Source organism: Bradyrhizobium sp. BWA-3-5 (assembly GCF_032917985.1).
In the GTDB taxonomy this organism is placed as follows: Bacteria; Pseudomonadota; Alphaproteobacteria; order Rhizobiales; family Xanthobacteraceae; genus Bradyrhizobium.
In genome coordinates, this window is sequence record NZ_CP136626.1 from 4,159,132 (window position 1) to 4,176,768 (window position 17,637).

At 63.8% G+C, this 17,637-nt stretch carries 15 protein-coding genes; 5 read left to right on the forward strand and 10 right to left on the reverse strand.

Going from position 1 to position 17,637, the window contains the following annotated elements; all coding sequences use genetic code 11:
- Positions 1-27 precede the first annotated feature (27 nt).
- Entirely contained in the window at positions 28-1,587 is a 1,560-nt protein-coding gene (locus RX331_RS20155; protein WP_410708295.1) for a M23 family peptidase, read from the forward strand.
- 125 nt (positions 1,588-1,712) lie between these two features.
- On the opposite strand, the gene RX331_RS20160 is transcribed toward RX331_RS20155, so the two are convergent.
- On the reverse strand, positions 1,713-2,696 hold the full coding sequence (locus tag RX331_RS20160) for a tripartite tricarboxylate transporter substrate-binding protein (RefSeq protein ID WP_317251664.1): 984 nt from the start codon (positions 2,694-2,696) through the stop codon (positions 1,713-1,715).
- A gap of 207 nt (positions 2,697-2,903) precedes the next feature.
- Between RX331_RS20160 and RX331_RS20165 the strand changes: the two genes are divergently transcribed.
- Entirely contained in the window at positions 2,904-3,839 is a 936-nt protein-coding gene (locus tag RX331_RS20165) for a LysR family transcriptional regulator (protein ID WP_317251665.1), read from the forward strand.
- A gap of 102 nt (positions 3,840-3,941) precedes the next feature.
- Here RX331_RS20165 and RX331_RS20170 read toward each other — a convergent pair whose 3' ends face one another.
- A complete protein-coding gene (locus RX331_RS20170) occupies positions 3,942-4,421 on the reverse strand; it encodes a carboxymuconolactone decarboxylase family protein (RefSeq protein WP_317251666.1) in 480 nt (159 codons plus the stop codon).
- 154 nt (positions 4,422-4,575) lie between these two features.
- Between RX331_RS20170 and RX331_RS20175 the strand changes: the two genes are divergently transcribed.
- Positions 4,576-5,805, forward strand: coding sequence for a lytic murein transglycosylase (locus RX331_RS20175; RefSeq protein WP_317251667.1), 1,230 nt, complete (start codon positions 4,576-4,578; stop codon positions 5,803-5,805).
- Positions 5,806-5,936: 131 nt separating this feature from the next.
- Here the strand turns inward: RX331_RS20175 and RX331_RS20180 are convergent, their stop codons facing one another.
- The gene (locus RX331_RS20180) at positions 5,937-6,731 is read right to left on the reverse strand and encodes a glucose 1-dehydrogenase (protein WP_317251668.1); all 795 of its coding nucleotides are present in this window, start codon (positions 6,729-6,731) and stop codon (positions 5,937-5,939) included.
- A 33-nt stretch (positions 6,732-6,764) separates the two neighbouring features.
- Positions 6,765-8,603 (reverse strand): single-stranded-DNA-specific exonuclease RecJ, encoded by a 1,839-nt coding sequence (gene recJ, locus RX331_RS20185; protein WP_410707899.1) that lies wholly within the window; start codon positions 8,601-8,603, stop codon positions 6,765-6,767.
- Positions 8,604-8,862: 259 nt separating this feature from the next.
- Between recJ and RX331_RS20190 the strand changes: the two genes are divergently transcribed.
- Positions 8,863-9,960, forward strand: a complete 1,098-nt coding sequence (locus RX331_RS20190) for a methyl-accepting chemotaxis protein (RefSeq protein ID WP_317251669.1) — start codon at positions 8,863-8,865, stop codon at positions 9,958-9,960.
- Positions 9,961-10,008: 48 nt separating this feature from the next.
- Here the strand turns inward: RX331_RS20190 and RX331_RS20195 are convergent, their stop codons facing one another.
- On the reverse strand, positions 10,009-10,638 hold the full coding sequence (locus RX331_RS20195; RefSeq protein WP_317251670.1) for a pyridoxamine 5'-phosphate oxidase family protein: 630 nt from the start codon (positions 10,636-10,638) through the stop codon (positions 10,009-10,011).
- A 74-nt stretch (positions 10,639-10,712) separates the two neighbouring features.
- On the opposite strand from RX331_RS20195, the gene RX331_RS20200 reads away from it, so the two are divergent.
- Entirely contained in the window at positions 10,713-12,227 is a 1,515-nt protein-coding gene (locus RX331_RS20200; protein ID WP_317251671.1) for a PLP-dependent aminotransferase family protein, read from the forward strand.
- A 12-nt stretch (positions 12,228-12,239) separates the two neighbouring features.
- Here RX331_RS20200 and RX331_RS20205 read toward each other — a convergent pair whose 3' ends face one another.
- The 5 genes from RX331_RS20205 to RX331_RS20225 form a co-directional block, all read right to left on the reverse strand.
- Complete coding sequence (locus RX331_RS20205; RefSeq protein WP_317251672.1) at positions 12,240-12,959, reverse strand: haloacid dehalogenase type II; 720 nt, start codon at positions 12,957-12,959, stop codon at positions 12,240-12,242.
- 159 nt (positions 12,960-13,118) lie between these two features.
- A complete protein-coding gene (gene glpX, locus RX331_RS20210) occupies positions 13,119-14,120 on the reverse strand; it encodes a class II fructose-bisphosphatase (protein ID WP_317251673.1) in 1,002 nt (333 codons plus the stop codon).
- A 79-nt stretch (positions 14,121-14,199) separates the two neighbouring features.
- Positions 14,200-15,519, reverse strand: a complete 1,320-nt coding sequence (locus RX331_RS20215; protein WP_317251674.1) for a homoserine dehydrogenase — start codon at positions 15,517-15,519, stop codon at positions 14,200-14,202.
- A 27-nt stretch (positions 15,520-15,546) separates the two neighbouring features.
- Positions 15,547-16,767, reverse strand: a complete 1,221-nt coding sequence (locus RX331_RS20220; protein WP_317251675.1) for an LL-diaminopimelate aminotransferase — start codon at positions 16,765-16,767, stop codon at positions 15,547-15,549.
- 278 nt (positions 16,768-17,045) lie between these two features.
- Positions 17,046-17,348: a hypothetical protein gene (locus RX331_RS20225; protein ID WP_317251676.1), complete on the reverse strand. Its 303-nt coding sequence runs from the start codon at positions 17,346-17,348 to the stop codon at positions 17,046-17,048.
- Between the last annotated feature and the right edge of the window lie 289 nt (positions 17,349-17,637).

Genomic DNA, 17,637 nt, shown 5'->3' on the forward strand with positions numbered 1-17,637 from the left:
GCACGCCGGGGGGGCGGTGCATTGGAAATCGGGGCTGTCAGCTTGCTCGCGCGATGGCTGGCAGCCTTTTGTTTGCTCCTCGCCGGGAACTCAGGCGTTTCCGCCAGCGAGTTCAGGACACCGTCGATCACGGCGGTTCGCGTCGAATGGCGCGCCGTTCTTGATCAATTGCGCGGCGAGATGAGTTCGCGGCCCGCCATCGCCTCGCGCTTCAGCTTCGCGATCCGGCAGCGGATGGTGGCAAGCGATCCCCGCACAACACCCGCGCTGGTGCAATTGAACGCGATCAATTCGTCGATTTTCGAAAGCATCGGACGCAGCCCGGTTCCGGTGCTGTTGCCATTCGATACCGCTGCTTATCTCGAGGCACAGGCCGGCGGCACGCCCGCTCCCGCCGTTGTGCGTCACCAAGCTGACTTTCGCCCCGCCGATTTCTTTCACGCCGGCCCATCCGGCTATGACGCGGTGTTTTCGCTTGATCCGGGCGCAGGCGCCGGCCTGCCGCCACGAACTTTCGTGCGACCGGTCGAGGTGCAGATCACCGGTTCGCTCCTGATTTACGATCTGGCCGATCCGCTCGGCGGCAGGGGCGTGCCGGTCAAGGCGCTGGCGGGGCAATTCCCGGATATCCGCCGTTTCATTCGCGAAGGCTATGTGCGCTACGCCTTCACCCGTTTCGGCGTGCCCTATGTCGTGTCGATCCAGTGCCTGGACTCGGCGCCGCGGCCGCGGCGGCTGGCCTGCCGCGAGGCCTACCCGATTGCCGAGCGCTTCCTGAAGGCGCTGCGCATCGCCGGCGGCCAGCCCGCGCGCCCGCGCGTTGACATGGAATCCCAGGTTGCGGAACGGCCGGTCGATCGGTCGCCCGACTTCAGCTATCGCCCGAGCGGCGACATCATCGCCAACAGCAGCGCCCGCAACCGCGGCGGCCGCGCCGATCTCATCGCCTATTCGCAGATCCGCTTTCCGCTGGCGAAAGCCCTGGTCCTGGTCAGCTCGCAGCAGTTCGGCAAGCGCGGCCAACAAAGCGTGTATCCCTGGCGCGACAATTTTTGCGAAGCCCGCAGCTTCCAGGTCGGGCAATGCTCCGCCGGCTTCGGGCATCAGGGCCAGGACATCCGCCCTGTACCCTGCCCGCCGCACAGCGTCAGCGAGAGCGCCTGCCATCCGAGAAAGCAGGCTGTCCTGGCCGTACGCGACGGCATGCTGATCCGTTCACCCCGGCAGCAGGCGGCGACGCTGCAGATCAACACCGGCACCGAACATATCCGTTTCCGCTACATGCATATGAACCCGTCGGCGATGGATGCAGACGGCGTTCTCAACGGCCGACACGTCGCCGAGGGCGAGAAGATCGGCGTGGTCTCCAACTATCTCGACTTCCCCAACGGCACCTCATATCACCTGCACTTCGACGTGCAGGTGTTCACGCGCGACGGCTGGATCTGGGTCAACCCCTACACCACGCTGATCGCGGCCTATGAACGGCTGATCCGCGCCCGCGGCCGTGAGCTCGGCACCGATCCGCCGGTGGCCGCCGTCGCGCATGTGCTGCCGGAGGATGTGCTGCGTCACAGTGCGCGGTAAAACGCGAGGACAAAGGCAAAGCAAACGGCGGCGATCATGTCGTACTAGTGTTGGTGACCGAAGGCTCTCAGCAGCCAAAGGCGCAACACCAGCCCCCTTCCCGTTTTTCACAGACGCTAAAGACCTTATTTTGCTTGCAAGTCCATCATTTTGACGATCGGCCACCATCTTTCGACTTCAGCCGCTTGAAAGCTGGCAAGGGCAGCAGGAGTTTGCTGGTCGCGCGTTGGAACGTCCTGACCCAGATCTGCCAACCGCCGTCGCACATCCGGATTCGCCAGCGCAGCAACCACTGCGGCGTTGAGCTTGGAGATGATCTCCCGCGATGTGCCCTTTGGGGCCCATATGCCGGACCAAACAGAGATGTAGAAGCCCGGCAATCCAGCCTCATCCACCGTGGGGATATCAGGCGCAGAGGCAAGGCGCTTCTTGGCGGTGACCGCGAACGCCTTGATGTTGCCGGCGCGAACATGCGGTAGGGAGTTTGGCGGCTGATCGAACATCAGATCGACATGCCCGCCCACCAAGTCCTGCATCGCCGGGGCCGCGCCGCGGTACTGGGCAAATTGAAACGTCGTGCCCGTGGCACGCTGGAAGTACGCTCCGCTGACGTGTGAGGGACTTCCCACACCTGCGGTTCCTTGCGTAGCCTTTCCCGGATTTGCCTTGAGCCAGGCGATAAATTCCAGGAGGTCCTTCGCAGGAGCGGCCCTGGTTGCCACGATGAGCTGCGGATTGCTCGCCAACAGAGCGACGGGCTCGAAATCCTTCACGACATCGTATTGGAGGCTAAAGATGGCGCCGTTCAACACATGCGTTCCCAGAAAGCCAGTACAGAGCGTATATCCGTCCGGCGCTGCCCGAGCCACGCGGCCAGCGCCGATCGCTCCCGCGGCGCCAGTCACATTCTCCATGACGATCGGCTGACCCAAAGATGCACTCATCTGTTCAGACACAATGCGTGCAATCGCGTCGGTTGGTCCGCCCGCGGGAAATGGCACGACCATGGTGATCGGCCGCGATGGATAGAGTTCCGCAGAGGCATCCGCGAACTGGGCCGAGACGACGGCAATGGCGAGAGAAGCGATAATTGTTCCGCGCGCAATCATGCTCTTGCTCCTTGTACGACAAGTCGTTGCAAGGGCGGCCTATTCAACTCTATGGCAACCTAGCGAGGAGAAATTGCTGGCACTGACCTCTGAAACTCTGGAGCAGCACGTTTCTGCTGATACCGTAACGGTTTTCAGCCAAGTCACGTAATGCTATTGTTCGATGGCGCCATATCACAATTGATATGGGATAAGGGAATCTCGATCATGGACGAGATCCAGCGCATCGAACACCGCCTGAGCCTTCACAACCTGCGGATTTTGATCGTCGTGGCTAAGGCCGGCAGTATGAGCGAGGCCGCCAGACTGCTCGCCACCTCGCAACCAGCTGTCTCGAGGTCTATTGGAGAGCTTGAGCACGCGTTAGGTGTTCGCCTCCTGGATCGCAGCGCAAAGGGCATCGAGCCTACACCGTTTGGCCGCGCGCTCTTGAAGCGGGGAATTGCCATCTTCGACGAGCTTTCACACGGCATCAAAGACGTTCGCTTCCTTTCGGATGCGACTCACGGAGAGGTGACGATCGGCGCGTCGATTGCAATAGCTGAGGGCCTTGTTGCCAACGTGATCACTCGCCTTTCCAGAACTCACCCCGGTCTGAGCTTTCGAGTCCACGCCACGGATACAGCTACGGCGTATCGAGCGCTGCTCGATCGCAGGGTAGATCTTGCAGTCGTGCATATCATCGACCCTCCGGGAGGAGACTTAATGGATGTCGAGCCACTATTGGACGATCCGCAGGTGGTCGTCGCGGGCGCCCACAATCCCCTTGCGCGCCGGCGCAAGCTCAGCTTAGCGCAACTGGCAGGCGAACCTTGGGTGTTACCGCTGCCGGATCAGCCGTACGGCAAACTCGTGCTTGAGGCGTTTCAGGCGCAAGGACTACAGGTTCCTTCGACCGTCGCTGGTTCAACGCTACCTCTCCGGACCACCTTACTAGTGACCGGCCGATTCTTGTCGATCGTTCCTCGCGTGGTCATGCAGTTTCCGCCCAAGAAGCGATTGCTCAAGATGCTGCCAGTAGAATTGTCGGGAACAGCAAGACCATTGGCCCTCATAACTTTGAAGAATAGGACGCTCAATCCGCTCGCGCATCTCTTTGCGGACCATGTCAGGGCAGCCATGAAGCCGCTGCGCAGAACGTAAATCACACTGCGGGCGATGCCTCAGCACGGCGCCGCAAGGGTTAGCTCATCGCGTCATTTCGTGGCCGCCCACGCGGCGCCTTCAATGCGTATGTCACTGGCCCTACGACGCCGCCGCGCCCACGGCTGGCTTCCGTGCCGGCGGCGTCCAGCGGAACGCTGCGCCGAACCTGTTCCAGACGTTGATCGCGGCCACCGCTGAGGTGAGATAGGCAAGCTCCTTCTCCGAAAACTCGGCGCTTGCCTGCGCGTAGATTTCGTCACTGACGCCCTCGCTGAGTAGCGTTAATGCTTCAGTCCACGCCAGCGCTGCCCGCTCGCGCCGCGAAAACTGCGGCGCCTCGCGCCACACCACCACGAGATTGAGCTTGTCGGCTGATACGCCGAGCTTCTCGCCCTCCAGGATGTGATACTGCACGCAGAAAGCGCAGCCATTGATCTGCGAGGCGCGCAGCTTGATCAGTTCGAGCAGCTGCTTGTCCATCCCCGCCTTGCCCGCGATCTGGCTGAGCGCCAGCACCGCCGCGTAGGCGTCCGGCGTCAGCGACATGAAATCTTTGTATTCCTTGCGGGCGTGTGACATCTCTCCTGGCCTTTTGTTATCGTGCTCCGGATCATTATAAGAGGCGATCGCCCCCCGTCCATGGCCGGGAGCGGCTGCGAAATCGCGGCAAAATGGCGGTTCCCGCGGCGTCAAGGCTTTTGGCTCGGGGCCGCCGCACCGCTAGAATGCCGGCATGAAACAGCCTGATTCCAAGACAGCCCCCACCCGCCGCGCCGTGCTGCAGGCCGGCATCGCCGCAAGCGCAGTGTTCGCCGCGCCATCCGCGCTTGCCGCCCCGCCCGGCTTCGACGAGTGGCGCAATAATTTCCGGCCGCGCGCGCTCGCCAAAGGCATTTCGGACGCGACCTGGACGCGGGTGATGGGCCGCATCGAGCCCGATATGACCGTGTTCCGGCAGATGCAGAAGCAGCCGGAATTCCACGAGCAAATCTGGCAATACATCAACCGCCGCGTCTCGGACTGGCGCATCATCAACGGCCGCGAGGCGTTGAAAAAGCACGAGGCCCTGTTCGCAAGGATCGAGCAGGACTTTGGCGTCGAGCGCGGCACGCTGCTGGCGCTGTGGGGCGTTGAATCGGCCTATGGCGATCCCTTGGTGCAGCAGAACCATATGCGCCCGGTCTTTCCCGCGCTCGCCGCACTCGCCTGGAACGAGCCGCGCCGCCGCGCCTATTGGGAAACCGAACTGATCAATGCGCTGAGGATCGTCGACCGCGGCTGGGGCACGCCGGAGGAGATGCGCGGCTCCTGGGCCGGCGCGATGGGCCATACGCAATGGATGCCGGAAGTCTGGCTCAATGTCGGCATGGACTACGACAAGGACGGCCGCGTCTCGCCGTTCGGCAAGCCGGACGATGCGCTCGGCTCCAGCGCGCGCTTCCTGCTCAACCGCGGCAAGTATCACCGCGGCGAGCACTGGGGCTATGAAGTCCGCACATCCGGTGGCGCTGCGAGCGGCAACCGCACCTACGCTGCCTGGGCCAGTGCCGGCGTGACGCGCGCCGATGGCAAGCCGTTCCCGCAGCCGAATGCGTCAGCGCAGATGTGGGTGCCGGTCGCCGGCGGCCCCTCGTTTCTGCTCGGCCCCAACTTCTATTCGGTGAAAAGCTACAACCCGTCCATGAACTACGCGCTGGCGATCTGCCACCTCGGCGACCGCATCCTGGGCGCACCGCCCTTCATCCAGCCCTTCCCCGGCTCCGAGCGCGCGCTGACGCTCGCCGAAGTGCAAGAGGTGCAGACGCGGCTGACAAAGGCTGGCTTCGACACCGGCGGCACCGATGGCCGTGTCGGTAACGACACGATGAAGGCGGTCAGGGACTATCAGACCAAGATCGGGCTATTGCCAGCCGACGGCTATGGCGGGTTGAAGGTGCTTGCGCGGTTAAGGCAAGGCGGGTAACGCGTCCGCCGTCATTGCGAGGAGCTCGCGACAAAATTGCAAAGCAATTTTGCGCTGAAGCGACGAAGCAATCCGTCTATCCCCGAGTCGAGACATGGATTGCTTCGCTGCGCTCGCAATGACAGTCGCTACTATCTTCGCGCCACCCCGCCCGCGAACATCCCGCCATCGATGACGAGTTCGGTCCCCGTCACGTAGCGCGATGCATCGGACGCCAGATACAGCACACCCTGCGCGATCTCTTCGGCGTGGCCGGCCCGGCCGAGCGGCGTCGCCAATTTCGCGCGTTCCTCGGGATCGATCGGCGCATTCTGCCCGCTGCCCGTGATCTTGCCCCAGATCGGCGTGTCGATGATGCCGGGATGCACGGAGTTGACGCGGATGCCGTCGCCGAAGGTGGCGCATTCCATCGCGATCGCTTTCGCAAACAGCCGCACGCCGCCTTTGGTGGCGCAATAGCCCGAAAGCCCGGCGGCACCGCGCAGGCCTGCGAGCGACGACATCATGATGACGGAGCCGCCGCCGGTCTTGCGCATCGGCGGCAGGCAATGCTTAACAGATAAAAACACGCCGTCGAGATTGATCGCCGTCTGCCGCCGCCAGTCGGCGAGCGACATCTCGGTGATAGTCGGCACGGCAATGCCGATGCCGGCATTCGAGACCAGCACGTCGAGCCGGCCATAGCGCTTCATGACCTCGGCCACGACCTCGATCCAGCGCTCCTCGCTGGTGACGTCGTGATGCCAGAAGCTCGCCTCGCCACCGGCCTTCTTGATCCTCGCGACGACCTCGGGGCCCCTGAGATCGTCGACGTCGGTCACGGCGATCGAAGCGCCCTCGCGCGCCAGCAATTCGCAGATCGCTTCGCCAATACCGGACGCACCACCCGTCACCAGCGCGACCTTGCCCTGAACCTGCCCCGTCATTTCTTCTCCCGTTTGTTGTTCTTGGTTGTCGAATTACCTGATGACTTTCGGCCCGGGGTCCGGCACCGCGACGTCGACCACGCGCAGCTGCACACGCTCCGCCCCCTGAAAGCGATCGACCGCAAGCGATCCTGCGACATGCAGGGGCTGGCCGCGGTTCTGCGTCAGCGCATGGCCGAGCTTCTGCCCGATCGCGCGGAACGCGATGCCGTTGACGATGGCGCCGTCGCCCGCCTTGAAGCGGACGCGCAGATGCGCCTGCCCGACCTCGTCCGCATAGACGAGCTGATGCGCCGGCAGCGCGATCACCGGCTCCGGATTGGCCGCCCCGAACGGTCCGGCGCGGTTCAGCATATTGGCGAACTCCACCGTCACGCCCCGCGCGCTAATGGCACCGTCGATGAACAGCTCGTTCTCGTGACGGGAATTGGCGACATCCTCGGCCAGCGCGTTCTCCATGAAGGCGCGGAATTCGGCGAGCTTCTCCTTCCGCAGCGTGACGCCGGCGGCCATGGCGTGGCCGCCGCCCTTCATCAGGATACGATCCTTGACCGCCTGGCGCACCGCCTTGCCGAGATCGACGCCTGAGATCGAACGACCGGAGCCGGTGCCGATGCCGCCCGGCTCCAGCGCAATGGCAAAGGCCGGCCGCGCGAATTTCTCCTTCAGCCGCGAGGCGACCAGGCCGACGATGCCGGGATGCCAGCCTTCGGCGGCCGTCACGATGACAGCGCCCTTGTCCTCCAGCCCGAGCGAGGCCAGTGCCTCGGCCTCCGCCTGCGCTTCGGCCGCCTGCTCGATGACGCGGCGCTCGCTGTTGAGGCGGTCGAGCTCGGCCGCGATCCGCGCCGCTTCCGAAACGTCGCCTTCCAGGAGCAGCCGCACGCCGAGATCGGCGCGCCCGATCCGTCCGCCGGCATTGATGCGCGGCCCCAGCATGAAGCCGAGATGCCAGGCCTCCGGCGGCCCGTTCAACCGCGCCACATCCATCAGCGCGGTATGGCCGACATGGTCGCGCCGGCGCATCGCGATCAGGCCTTTTGCGACGAAGGCGCGGTTCAGCCCGGTTAGCGGCGCGACGTCGGCCACGGTGCCGAGCGCCACATGGTGCAGCATGCCGAGCAGATCCGGCTCCGGCCGCTCGGCGTTCCAGAAGCTGCGCCCGCGCAGTTCCCGGTTCACCGCAACCAGTGTGATCAGCACCAGCCCGACCGCGGCGAGATGACCGAGGCCGGAGAGATCGTCGAGCCGGTTCGGATTTACCAGCGCATCGACCTCAGGCAGTTCCTCCCCGCATTGGTGATGGTCGATGACGACGACCGACATCCCGAGCTTGCGCGCTTCCGCCAGCGGCTCGAGGCTGGTGGTGCCACAATCGACTGTTATCAGCAACGTCGCGCCTCTGCCGGCGAGCGCCCTCACCGCCTCGGTATTGGGGCCGTAGCCCTCGAAGATGCGGTCGGGGATATGGATCAGCGGGTCGAGCCCGCAATGGCGCAAGTGCCAGGCGAGCAGCGCCGCCGATGTCGCGCCGTCGACATCGTAATCGCCGAAGATGGCGACCTTCTCGCCGCGCTGGGCGGCATCCGCGATCCGCTTGGCCGCCGTCTCCATCTGCGTCACGGTGTGGGGGTCGGGCATCAGCTTGCGAATGGTCGGATCGAGGTAGTCCTGAACCTCGTCGATCCCGACATCGCGCCCCGCCAAGACCCGCGCCAGCATTTCTGGCAACTGGTAGCGCTGGGTGATCGCCAGCGCGCGCGCCGCGCCCCGCGCGTCGAGCCGGTCGCGCCACAATTTGCCGGTTGCCGAACGCTGAACGCCCAGAAAGGCCGGCGGCGGTTCAACGGGCAAAGCGGATGCGGGCGTCATGATACCTTCGAGACATAGGGGCAAAGCGTCTGCTCAGCAAACGCAAACACCGGGAGCGACGGCCAGCCGGAATCCTGCCGCCAAAAACAACGTGCACAAAGAACGTGCAACTCGATGGGGTAAAACTACCCTGAGGCCGCCGGAACATAAACCAATCGTTAGCCATGATCCCCGACAAAGGAATGGACACGCTCGCCTTGAGTCCCTGCCGATCCGCCAGAAGACCGGCAGCCGCACAAAGCCTGGGGAATTCCTGCCAATGTCCGTCGCGCTTCGCTCCCAGACCGCACCGATTTCGAAGCTGAACGCCAAGCCGGCGGGCACCGAGGATGAAGCCGACGTCTCGGCGCTGATCGCGCGGCTGACCGCCGAGGTCAATCAGGTCGCCTGCGAGAAGACCAAGTCGATCCAGAAGATCACCAACCAGATGAAGATGCTGGCGCTGAACGCGCTGATCGAAAGCTCGCGCGCCGGCGCGCAAGGCGCCGGCTTTGCGGTGGTGGCGCAGGAAGTGCGCAATGTCGGGCAGCAGGTCGAGACCATCGCCCGCGAGCTGGAAAGCCAGCTTACCAACCGCACCGGCAACCTCATGAACTCGATCGCGCAGATGGCTGACCGCTCGCGCGGCGAGCGCATGGTCGACCTGTCGCTGAACGCCATCGAGCTGATCGACCGCAACCTCTATGAGCGCACCTGCGACGTGCGCTGGTGGGCGACCGACTCGGCCGTTGTCGATTGCGCGGCGGCGCCCGATGCGGCCGCCGTCAGCCATGTGTCGGAGCGGATGGCCGTGATCCTCGGCGCCTATACCGTCTATCTCGATCTCTGGCTCTGCGACCTCGACGGCAATGTGCTGGCCAACGGCCGCAGCAATCAGTTCGGCGTCACCCGCCAGAACGTGGCGCAGACCAAATGGTTTCGCGCCGCACGGGCCCTGCGCTCCGGCGACGACTACGCCGTCGGCGACGTCGAATGCCAGCCCTTGCTCGGCAATGCCCAGGTCGTGACCTATTGCGCCAGTGTTCGCGAGGGCGGCAAGGCAAACGGCAAGCCGACCGGCGTCTTGGCGATCCATTTCGATTGGGAGCCGCAGGCCCGCACCATCGTTCAAGGCGTGCGCGTCAGCGCCGCCGACAAGGCCCGCGTGCTGCTGGTCGATTCCAATTTCCGGGTGATCGCCGCGTCCGATGGCCAAGGCCTGCTCACCGAACGCATCTCGCTGCAACTCGAAGGCAGACGCTCCGGCTTCTACCAGGACCGCACGGGCGGCCTGGTCGCCTTCCACGCCACGCCGGGTTACGAGACCTATAAGGGCCTCGGCTGGTTCGGCGTGATCCAGGCAGGTGGGGGGGCCTGACGCCAAAGGGCGCGCCACAGAATGACCGGCGACGGCGCCGCCACTTCATCAAGGACGCGCGTTCGGCGTTTTGGTTCGGTCTTTCGCAGGCCACTGCTCGGAGAGGGGCGGTAAAGCCATTTCCTTGCCCGTCATTCGCTCCACGGCAATCACGTAAACCGTAATCCCGTCGATGCGCGGAAAGAAGCCCTTGGGCCGCGTGCTATCCGGCTTGCCGTATTTTGCCATCAGCGCCTCGCAGAAGCGCTGCTTGACCGCCCTCTCCTCGGCAATCCGAATTTTGCCGAACAGGACCACGCTCCGGTACGCCAAACCTGAATCGCATTCAAAGCGGCCATAGTCGAACACCCGATCCGGCTCGTCGATCTCAAAGCAGATGCGCGGCTCGCGTTCGACGTTCGCCCGCAAATGGCCCCCGGCACTGCCGGTGTGAACGTAGATTTCTCCGTCCATCCAGATGTAGAGCAGCGGAATGCAATAGGGATAGCCGTCGGTCCCCACGGTGGCGAGCTGTCCGCTGAACCCCTGCTCCAGCATGGCATAGGCCCGTTGCTCGGACATCGCGCGGTCGGCGCGGCGCAGTCGTGGCGAACTCATGTTGACCTCCACGAGATCGGATCGCAACGCCCGGCGATCGCGCCGGCTTGAACCGATCTCCATGCCGGCATAGCCTGCCAAGTGGTTTTCCGAAAAGGTCCACTTCCCGAAAAGTGAGATACCACTTTTGCAGCGATACAGAGCCGGGCACTTGCATGAAAAGCCGACCGAGCTGGGCAGAGCTTTATGCGTTCGAGATCAACCGCGAGGGCGAAGCCCCGCTATTCCGTCAGCTCTATCTGCAGCTTCGTGTTGCGATCCTGTCACGGCGCTTGCGGCCGGGAACGAAACTGCCCTCGACGCGGCAACTCGCCTCGCGGCTCGGCGTGTCGCGTTCTGCCGCGGTTGCCGCCTACGAACAGCTTCTCGCGGAGGGCTATACGTCCGGCCGCCACGGTTCGGGCACTTACATCTCGCCTGATCTTCCCGAGCCGATCGCGGCCCCGCCGCCTCGACACAAGAAACCTGCTCCGCGAGCCGCGGCCAAGGCTGAGCCAATGCAGCCCGTCGGCGATTTCGTCGACGTCACGGTGCAAAGCGATGACCGCCCGTTCAATCTGGGGCGCACGCTGATCGATGAGCGAACGCTTGAACTGTGGCGCAAGCTGAGTGCCCGGACCTTTCGCTCGCTGGCGCCAAGTCATTTTGGCTATTCCGATCCGCGCGGCACGAGCGAACTTCGAAAGGCGATCTGCGACTATTTGCAGGCCGCCCGGGCGGTGAAGTGCGATCCGGAACAGATCGTCGTCACCGCAGGAACGCAGCAGGCGATCGATATCATCATCCGGATTCTACCCAACCGTAACAGGGAAGTTTGGGTTGAGGACCCCGGTTATCCGTTGACGCGTCAGGCGCTGCTCGCCGCGGGCGCGACGGTTCGTCCGATCCCCGTCGACGAGCAAGGCATCGACGTCGTTGCCGGTATCAGATCGGCGCCGAACGCCTGCGCCGTGTTCGTGACGCCTTCTCACCAATTCCCGATGGGCGTCGTGCTCTCGATGGCCCGCCGCCTCGAGCTTCTCGCCTGGGCAAGGAAGAAGGATGCGTGGATCGTGGAGGACGACTACGCCAGCGAATTCCGCTATGGCGGCCGGCCGCTCGCCTCGCTTCAGGGGCTCGATGAAGGTGAACGCGTCATCTACATCGGCACGCTCAACAAGGCGCTCTTCCCGGGCTTGCGGATCGGCTATGCCGTCATCCCGCATGCGTTGCTCAAGTCGTTCGTTGCCGCTCGCTATCTGATGGACCGGCAGCCCTCGACCCTGAGCCAGGCGGTGGTTGCCGCGTTCATGGAAGAAGGACACTTCGCGGCGCATATCCGCCGGATGCGTCTACTGTACCGGGATCAGCGCGACGAACTGGTTGCCGCCCTGAAGACGCGGCTCGGCGACGACCTGACGGTCGATGCGCCCGACCAGGGCATGCATCTCGTGGCCTTCGCGCGGCGAGGTCTCTCCGACCTCGCCATCGAGCGCGCCGGACGCGAGCACGGCGTCATCGTCCGGCCGATGAGCCGCCTGTATCTCGAAGCGAAATCCCGGTCTGCGCTTGTGCTTGGCTTCAGCGGCCACCCGCGACGAACGATCGTGCCGGCGGTCGACCGCCTGGCGCGGGCCGTGGAGATGCAGTCCAAATTCGTTCCACGCGCTAAGGCAAGCCCAAAGCGCTGAAGTGGCTTGCCGCTAGCACGCCAGTCGGTCGGCGATGCCGCCGAAATCCTTGGCGACGATGTCCCAATCGCCCTTGGCCTCGAAATCATATTTCTGGTGCGGACCATATTCGGTCGGGCGGGCTACGAACGCGGTCTTGAGGCCGAGCTTTTGCGCGGCCTTCAGGTCATGGTTATGAGCGGCGACCATCATCACCTGCTCCGGCGGCAGGCAGAGCAGTTTTGCTGCGCCGAGATAGGTTTCGGGATCGGGCTTGTAGTGCTCGAACAACTCCGCCGACATGATCAGGTCCCATGGCAGGCTGGCGAACTTCGCCATGTTGGTGAGCAGCGCGACGTTGCCGTTGGAGAGCGGCGAGATGATGTACTTCTTCTTCAGCCGCGTCAGCCCTGGCACACTGTCCGGCCACGGATGCAGGCGATGCCAGCCCATGGTGAGATGATGCAGATCGGCCTCGCTCAGCCCTTTGATTCCGAAATCAGCGACCAGCTGTTCCAGCGAACGCCGGTGCAACGTGTCGAGGATCTGGTACCCGCGCTCGGGATGTTTGCGTACCTCGTCCATCGAGGCGGTGTAGACCGCGCGCCAACCGTCGACGAGCGCGGTCCAATCGGCCTTGATGCCGGAGGTCTTCGACCACTCGGTGAAATCCTTGATGAGGCTGGTGCGCCAGTCGACGACGGTGCCGAACACGTCGAACACGAGGGCCTTTACGGCTGATACGTCGGACATCGCGCTTCCCCTTGTTTTTATTTTTTGAACACCGTCATTCCGGGGCGATGCAAAGCATCGAACTATGGTGCGCAATTGCGCACCAGAGAATCTCGAGGTTCTCAGATGCGCAATTGCGCATCGTAGTTCGCTTCGCGCCCCGGAACGGCGTCGTCACGATCAATCCAAATGAAATTTATCCAGCTGCCTATGCTCGGCCTTGATATAACGCACCGTGCCCGTGACGGAGCGCATCACCACCGTTTCGGTCTCGATCACGCCATCCTTGCGGAATTTGACGCCTGACAGCAGCGAGCCGGTCGTGACGCCGGTGGCGGCGAACAGGCAGTCGCCGCGCACCATGTCCTCGATGCCGTAGATCATCTTCGGATCGGTCACGCCCATCTTGTGGGCGCGGGCGCGCTTCTCTTCGCTGTCGAGGATCAGCCGGCACTGCATCTGGCCGCCGATGCAGCGCAGCGCCGCCGCGGCCAGCACGCCCTCGGGCGCGCCGCCGGTGCCGATATACATGTCGACGCCGGTGTTGTCGGGGTCGGCGCAATGGATCACGCCGGCGACGTCGCCGTCGGTGATCAGCCGTACCGCCGCGCCGGTCGAGCGGATGCTGGCGATGATGTCGGCGTGCCGCGGACGATCCAGCACCAGCACCGTGATGGCGCCGGGCTCGACGCCCTTGGCCTTGGCGAGGCGACGGACATTGTCGGCCGGGGATGCATCGAGTTCGACGACGCCCTTGTCGTAGCCCGGGCCGACCGCAAGCTTTTCCATGTAGACGTCGGGCGCGTGCAGCAGCGTGCCGCCATCGGCCATCGCCATGGTCGCGATCGCGCCCGGCATGTTCTTGGCGCACAGCGTGGTGCCTTCCAGCGGGTCGACGGCGATATCGACCTGGGGTCCGGCGTTGAGTCCGACCTTCTCGCCAATGAACAGCATCGGCGCCTCGTCGCGCTCGCCCTCGCCGATCACGATGGTGCCTTCGATCGGCAGCTTGTTGAGCTCGCGGCGCATCGCATCGACCGCGGCCTGGTCCGCCGCTTTCTCCTGGCCATGGCCGCGCAGACGCGCGGCCGAAACCGCTGCACGTTCCGTCACCCGCACGATTTCAAGCGTCAGGATGCGCTCGAGCAATAGTTGCGGCGGAACGGAAATATGGGTCGACATCGCTCACTCCTTGTAAACCTGCGCGGACGTTGTTGCCCGCAATCAATGCTTTGGCGCGCAATCCGTTCGGATCTGCGCGTCAGTTCTTCTCGATTCGTATCACCTGCGGTCGGCCGCTGATCACCTTGTCGCGCTGAACCTTCTCCAGCGCGCGATAGACCGCGTCTTCGGAGGTGGCATAGGTGATCAGGATGACCGGAACCGGTGCGGCCTTCTTCGCGGCGCCGTTCAAGTCGACGCCTTCGGGATGGCGCTGCACGATCGATTCCAGCGAGATCTTCTGTTCGGCAAGGCGCTTGGCGATGGTCGCGGCGGTGCCGGCGAGGTCGCGGGCCATCAGGCGGATGTAATAGCCGCCCTCATGCCGCTCCATCGGCGCCTTGGTGGTCTCGCGCAGCCGCTCCACGGGGCGTCCGAACGGCTTGGCGCGAATGCCGCGCGCGACGTCGGCGATATCGGCGACCACAGCGGACGCCGTTGCCGCACCGCCGGCGCCGGGTCCCACCAGCGTGATCGGGGGAATGCCATCGCCGTCGATGGTCACGGCATTGGTGACGCCCATCACCTGCGCGATCGAGGACGATTTCGGCACCATGGTCGGATGCACGCGCTGCTCGATGCCCTTGGCGGTACGCACGGCAACGCCGAGCAGTTTCACGCGGTAGCCCAGCTCCTCTGCCGCGCGAAGATCTTCCGGCGCGATCGAGGAGATGCCTTCGACATAGACCGCGCTCTGCGCCACCTTGGTGCCGAAGGCGAGGCTCGCCAGGATCGCCAGCTTCTGCGCGGTATCGTGGCCGTCGACGTCGAAGGACGGATTGGCTTCGGCATAGCCGAGCCGCTGCGCATCCTTCAGGCATTCGGCGAACGACAGGCCTTCCTGCTCCATCCGGGTCAGGATGTAGTTGCAGGTGCCGTTGAGGATGCCGTAGACGCGGTTGACGCCGGTGCCGGCAAGCCCCTCGCGCAGCGTCTTGATGACGGGAATGGCCGCGCCGACCGCCGCCTCATAGTTGAACGCGCCGCCATGCTTCTCGGCGGTCTTCGCCAGGCGGACGCCATGCTTGGCGATCAGCGCCTTGTTGGCGGTGACGACCGACTTGCCGGCCTTCAGCGCGGCCTCGATCGCCGACAGCGCCGGCTCGCCGGAGCCGCCCATCAGTTCGACGAAGCAATCGACATTGGGATTTTCAGCCAGATCGAGCGGGCTCTTGGCCCAGTCGACGCCGTTGAGGTCGACCGAGCGCTTCTTCGCTTTCGAGCGCGCGGTGACGGCAACGACGCGGACGCCGCGGCCGCTGCGCTCCGACAGCGTTCGCGACTGTTCCTCGATGAGGCGGACCACTTCGGCGCCAACGGTGCCGAGCCCCGCGATACCCACTCTCAGGGGTGCGACCATGGATGAGAGAACCTGCAATAAAAGGAATTAGCGCCGGTTGGCGAGAGGAACCACGTTGTGCAACGTTTCAATGCCGCTTTCAAGGAAGCGCCGCACCCCACGCGCAGCCTGGCGAATGCGCTGCTCGTTTTCTACCATGGCGATGCGGACGAAGCCCTCGCCATGCTCGCCGAACGCGACGCCGGGCGAAACCACCACGCCGGATTTCTCCACCATCAGGGTTGCAAACTGCATGCTGCCGACGCCTTCGAAGGCTTTCGGCAGCGGCGCCCAGGCGAACATCGAGGCCTGCGGCGGCGGGATTTCCCACCCTGCCCGGCCGAACGATTCGACCAGTGCGTCGCGCCGCCTGCGGTAAGTGTCGCGCATTTCCTTGATGCAGTCGTCCGGCCCATTCAGCGCCGCGGTCGCCGCCACCTGGATCGGCGTGAACGCACCGTAATCGAGATAGGATTTTACCCGCGCCAGAGCTGCGATGATCCGCTCATTGCCGACGGCAAAGCCCATGCGCCAGCCGGCCATCGAGAACGTCTTCGACATCGAGGTAAACTCGACGGTGACGTCGATCGCACCGGGAACCTGCAGCACCGAAGGCGGCGGATTGCGATCGTCGAAATAGACCTCGGCATAAGCCAGATCCGACAGGATGAAGATCTCGTGCTTCTTGGCGAACGCCACGAGGTCTTTATAGAAATCAAGCTCGGCGACGTAGGCGGTCGGGTTCGAGGGATAGCAGACGATCAGCGCGATCGGCTTCGGGATCGAATGGATGATCGCGCGCTCCACGGCTTCGAAGAATTGCGGCGTCGGTTCAGATGGCACCGAGCGGATCACGCCGCCGGCCATAAGGAAACCAAAAGCATGAATCGGATAGCTTGGGTTCGGACACAGCACGACGTCGCCAGGCGCGGTGATCGCCTGCGCGACGTTGGCAAAGCCTTCCTTCGAGCCGAGCGTCGCGACGATCTGGGTGTCGGGATTGAGCTTCACGCCAAAACGGCGCCCGTAATAGGCGGCCTGTGCCTTGCGCAGGCCGTTGATGCCGCGCGAGGCCGAGTAGCGGTCGGTCCGTGGCTTGCCCAGCGTTTCCTTCAGCTTCTCGAGCACATGGGGCGGCGTCGGCAGGTCCGGATTGCCCATGCCCATGTCGATGATGTCGGCCCCGGCGTTCCGCGCGGCCGCCTTGGCCTGATTGACCTTCTCGAACACGTAAGGCGGCAGACGGCGGATGCGATAAAAATCTTCCATGGGACCCTTGCTCCGACAACCGGCAGGACAGAATCGGGGAACTCCCGTGAGGAAACGAAACCGCTTCAGCGGCTTCGTTTAGAAATCGCGCTTAATCAATGATTTAGAGCGAATTCAGGCACGAGGTCTTAAGGCTCTGGGCCCGCAATGCGGTTGAATTGGGTTCTTTTACCACGGGAGCCCGGCAGCGCCAGTTTTTATAGGGTTTTCAAGCCCGCTCCGGACCTGATTCCGAGGTGGCCGCGAGCAGCGGAGAGGCGCGTTAAAGCAGAGCCTTCTCACTTCTTGGTCGGCTTTGCCGAGGCAGCCGGGTTCGCCGCGGCCGCCTGGCGGTCCCGGGCGGCGGTTAAATCTGCCTGGATTTTAGCCAGCTCGGCCGGCTTCATCGCTTCCTCGGTACGGTCAGGCGGCAGGTCGTGGACCGGTAAATAACCACCGGCTTCCTTCGGACGCTCGGGGGCGTCCGCCGGCAGGCCAAGCGAGGGCATATCCGCGATCTGGCTCGAGCAGCCGCCAAGCGCAATTGTTGCTGCGCACAGCGCCGCCATCGGCCACAGCCTTGTGATCCGGCTTACCGGCATCCGTCCGACAATCCCCAACTACCTTAACGCCACCCACCTGCGTATCCCGGCATCATATGGATACGCTGGTACGAGCTTTGCAACGCCAAATCGTCCCGCGCGGTGATTTCGCTGTAACGTTTCAAACCAATGTTGCACCAATGTTGCCTGAAACGATTAGAGCCCAAAAACGATTAGAGCCCGAAGAGCAAATCGAGCCGGTGCGGCCGCAATGTGTCTGAACACGCAAACTTTATCGCAGTGCAACAGGGTGGTTAACGCCAAAACCTCTTGCATCAATCCGCGCGGT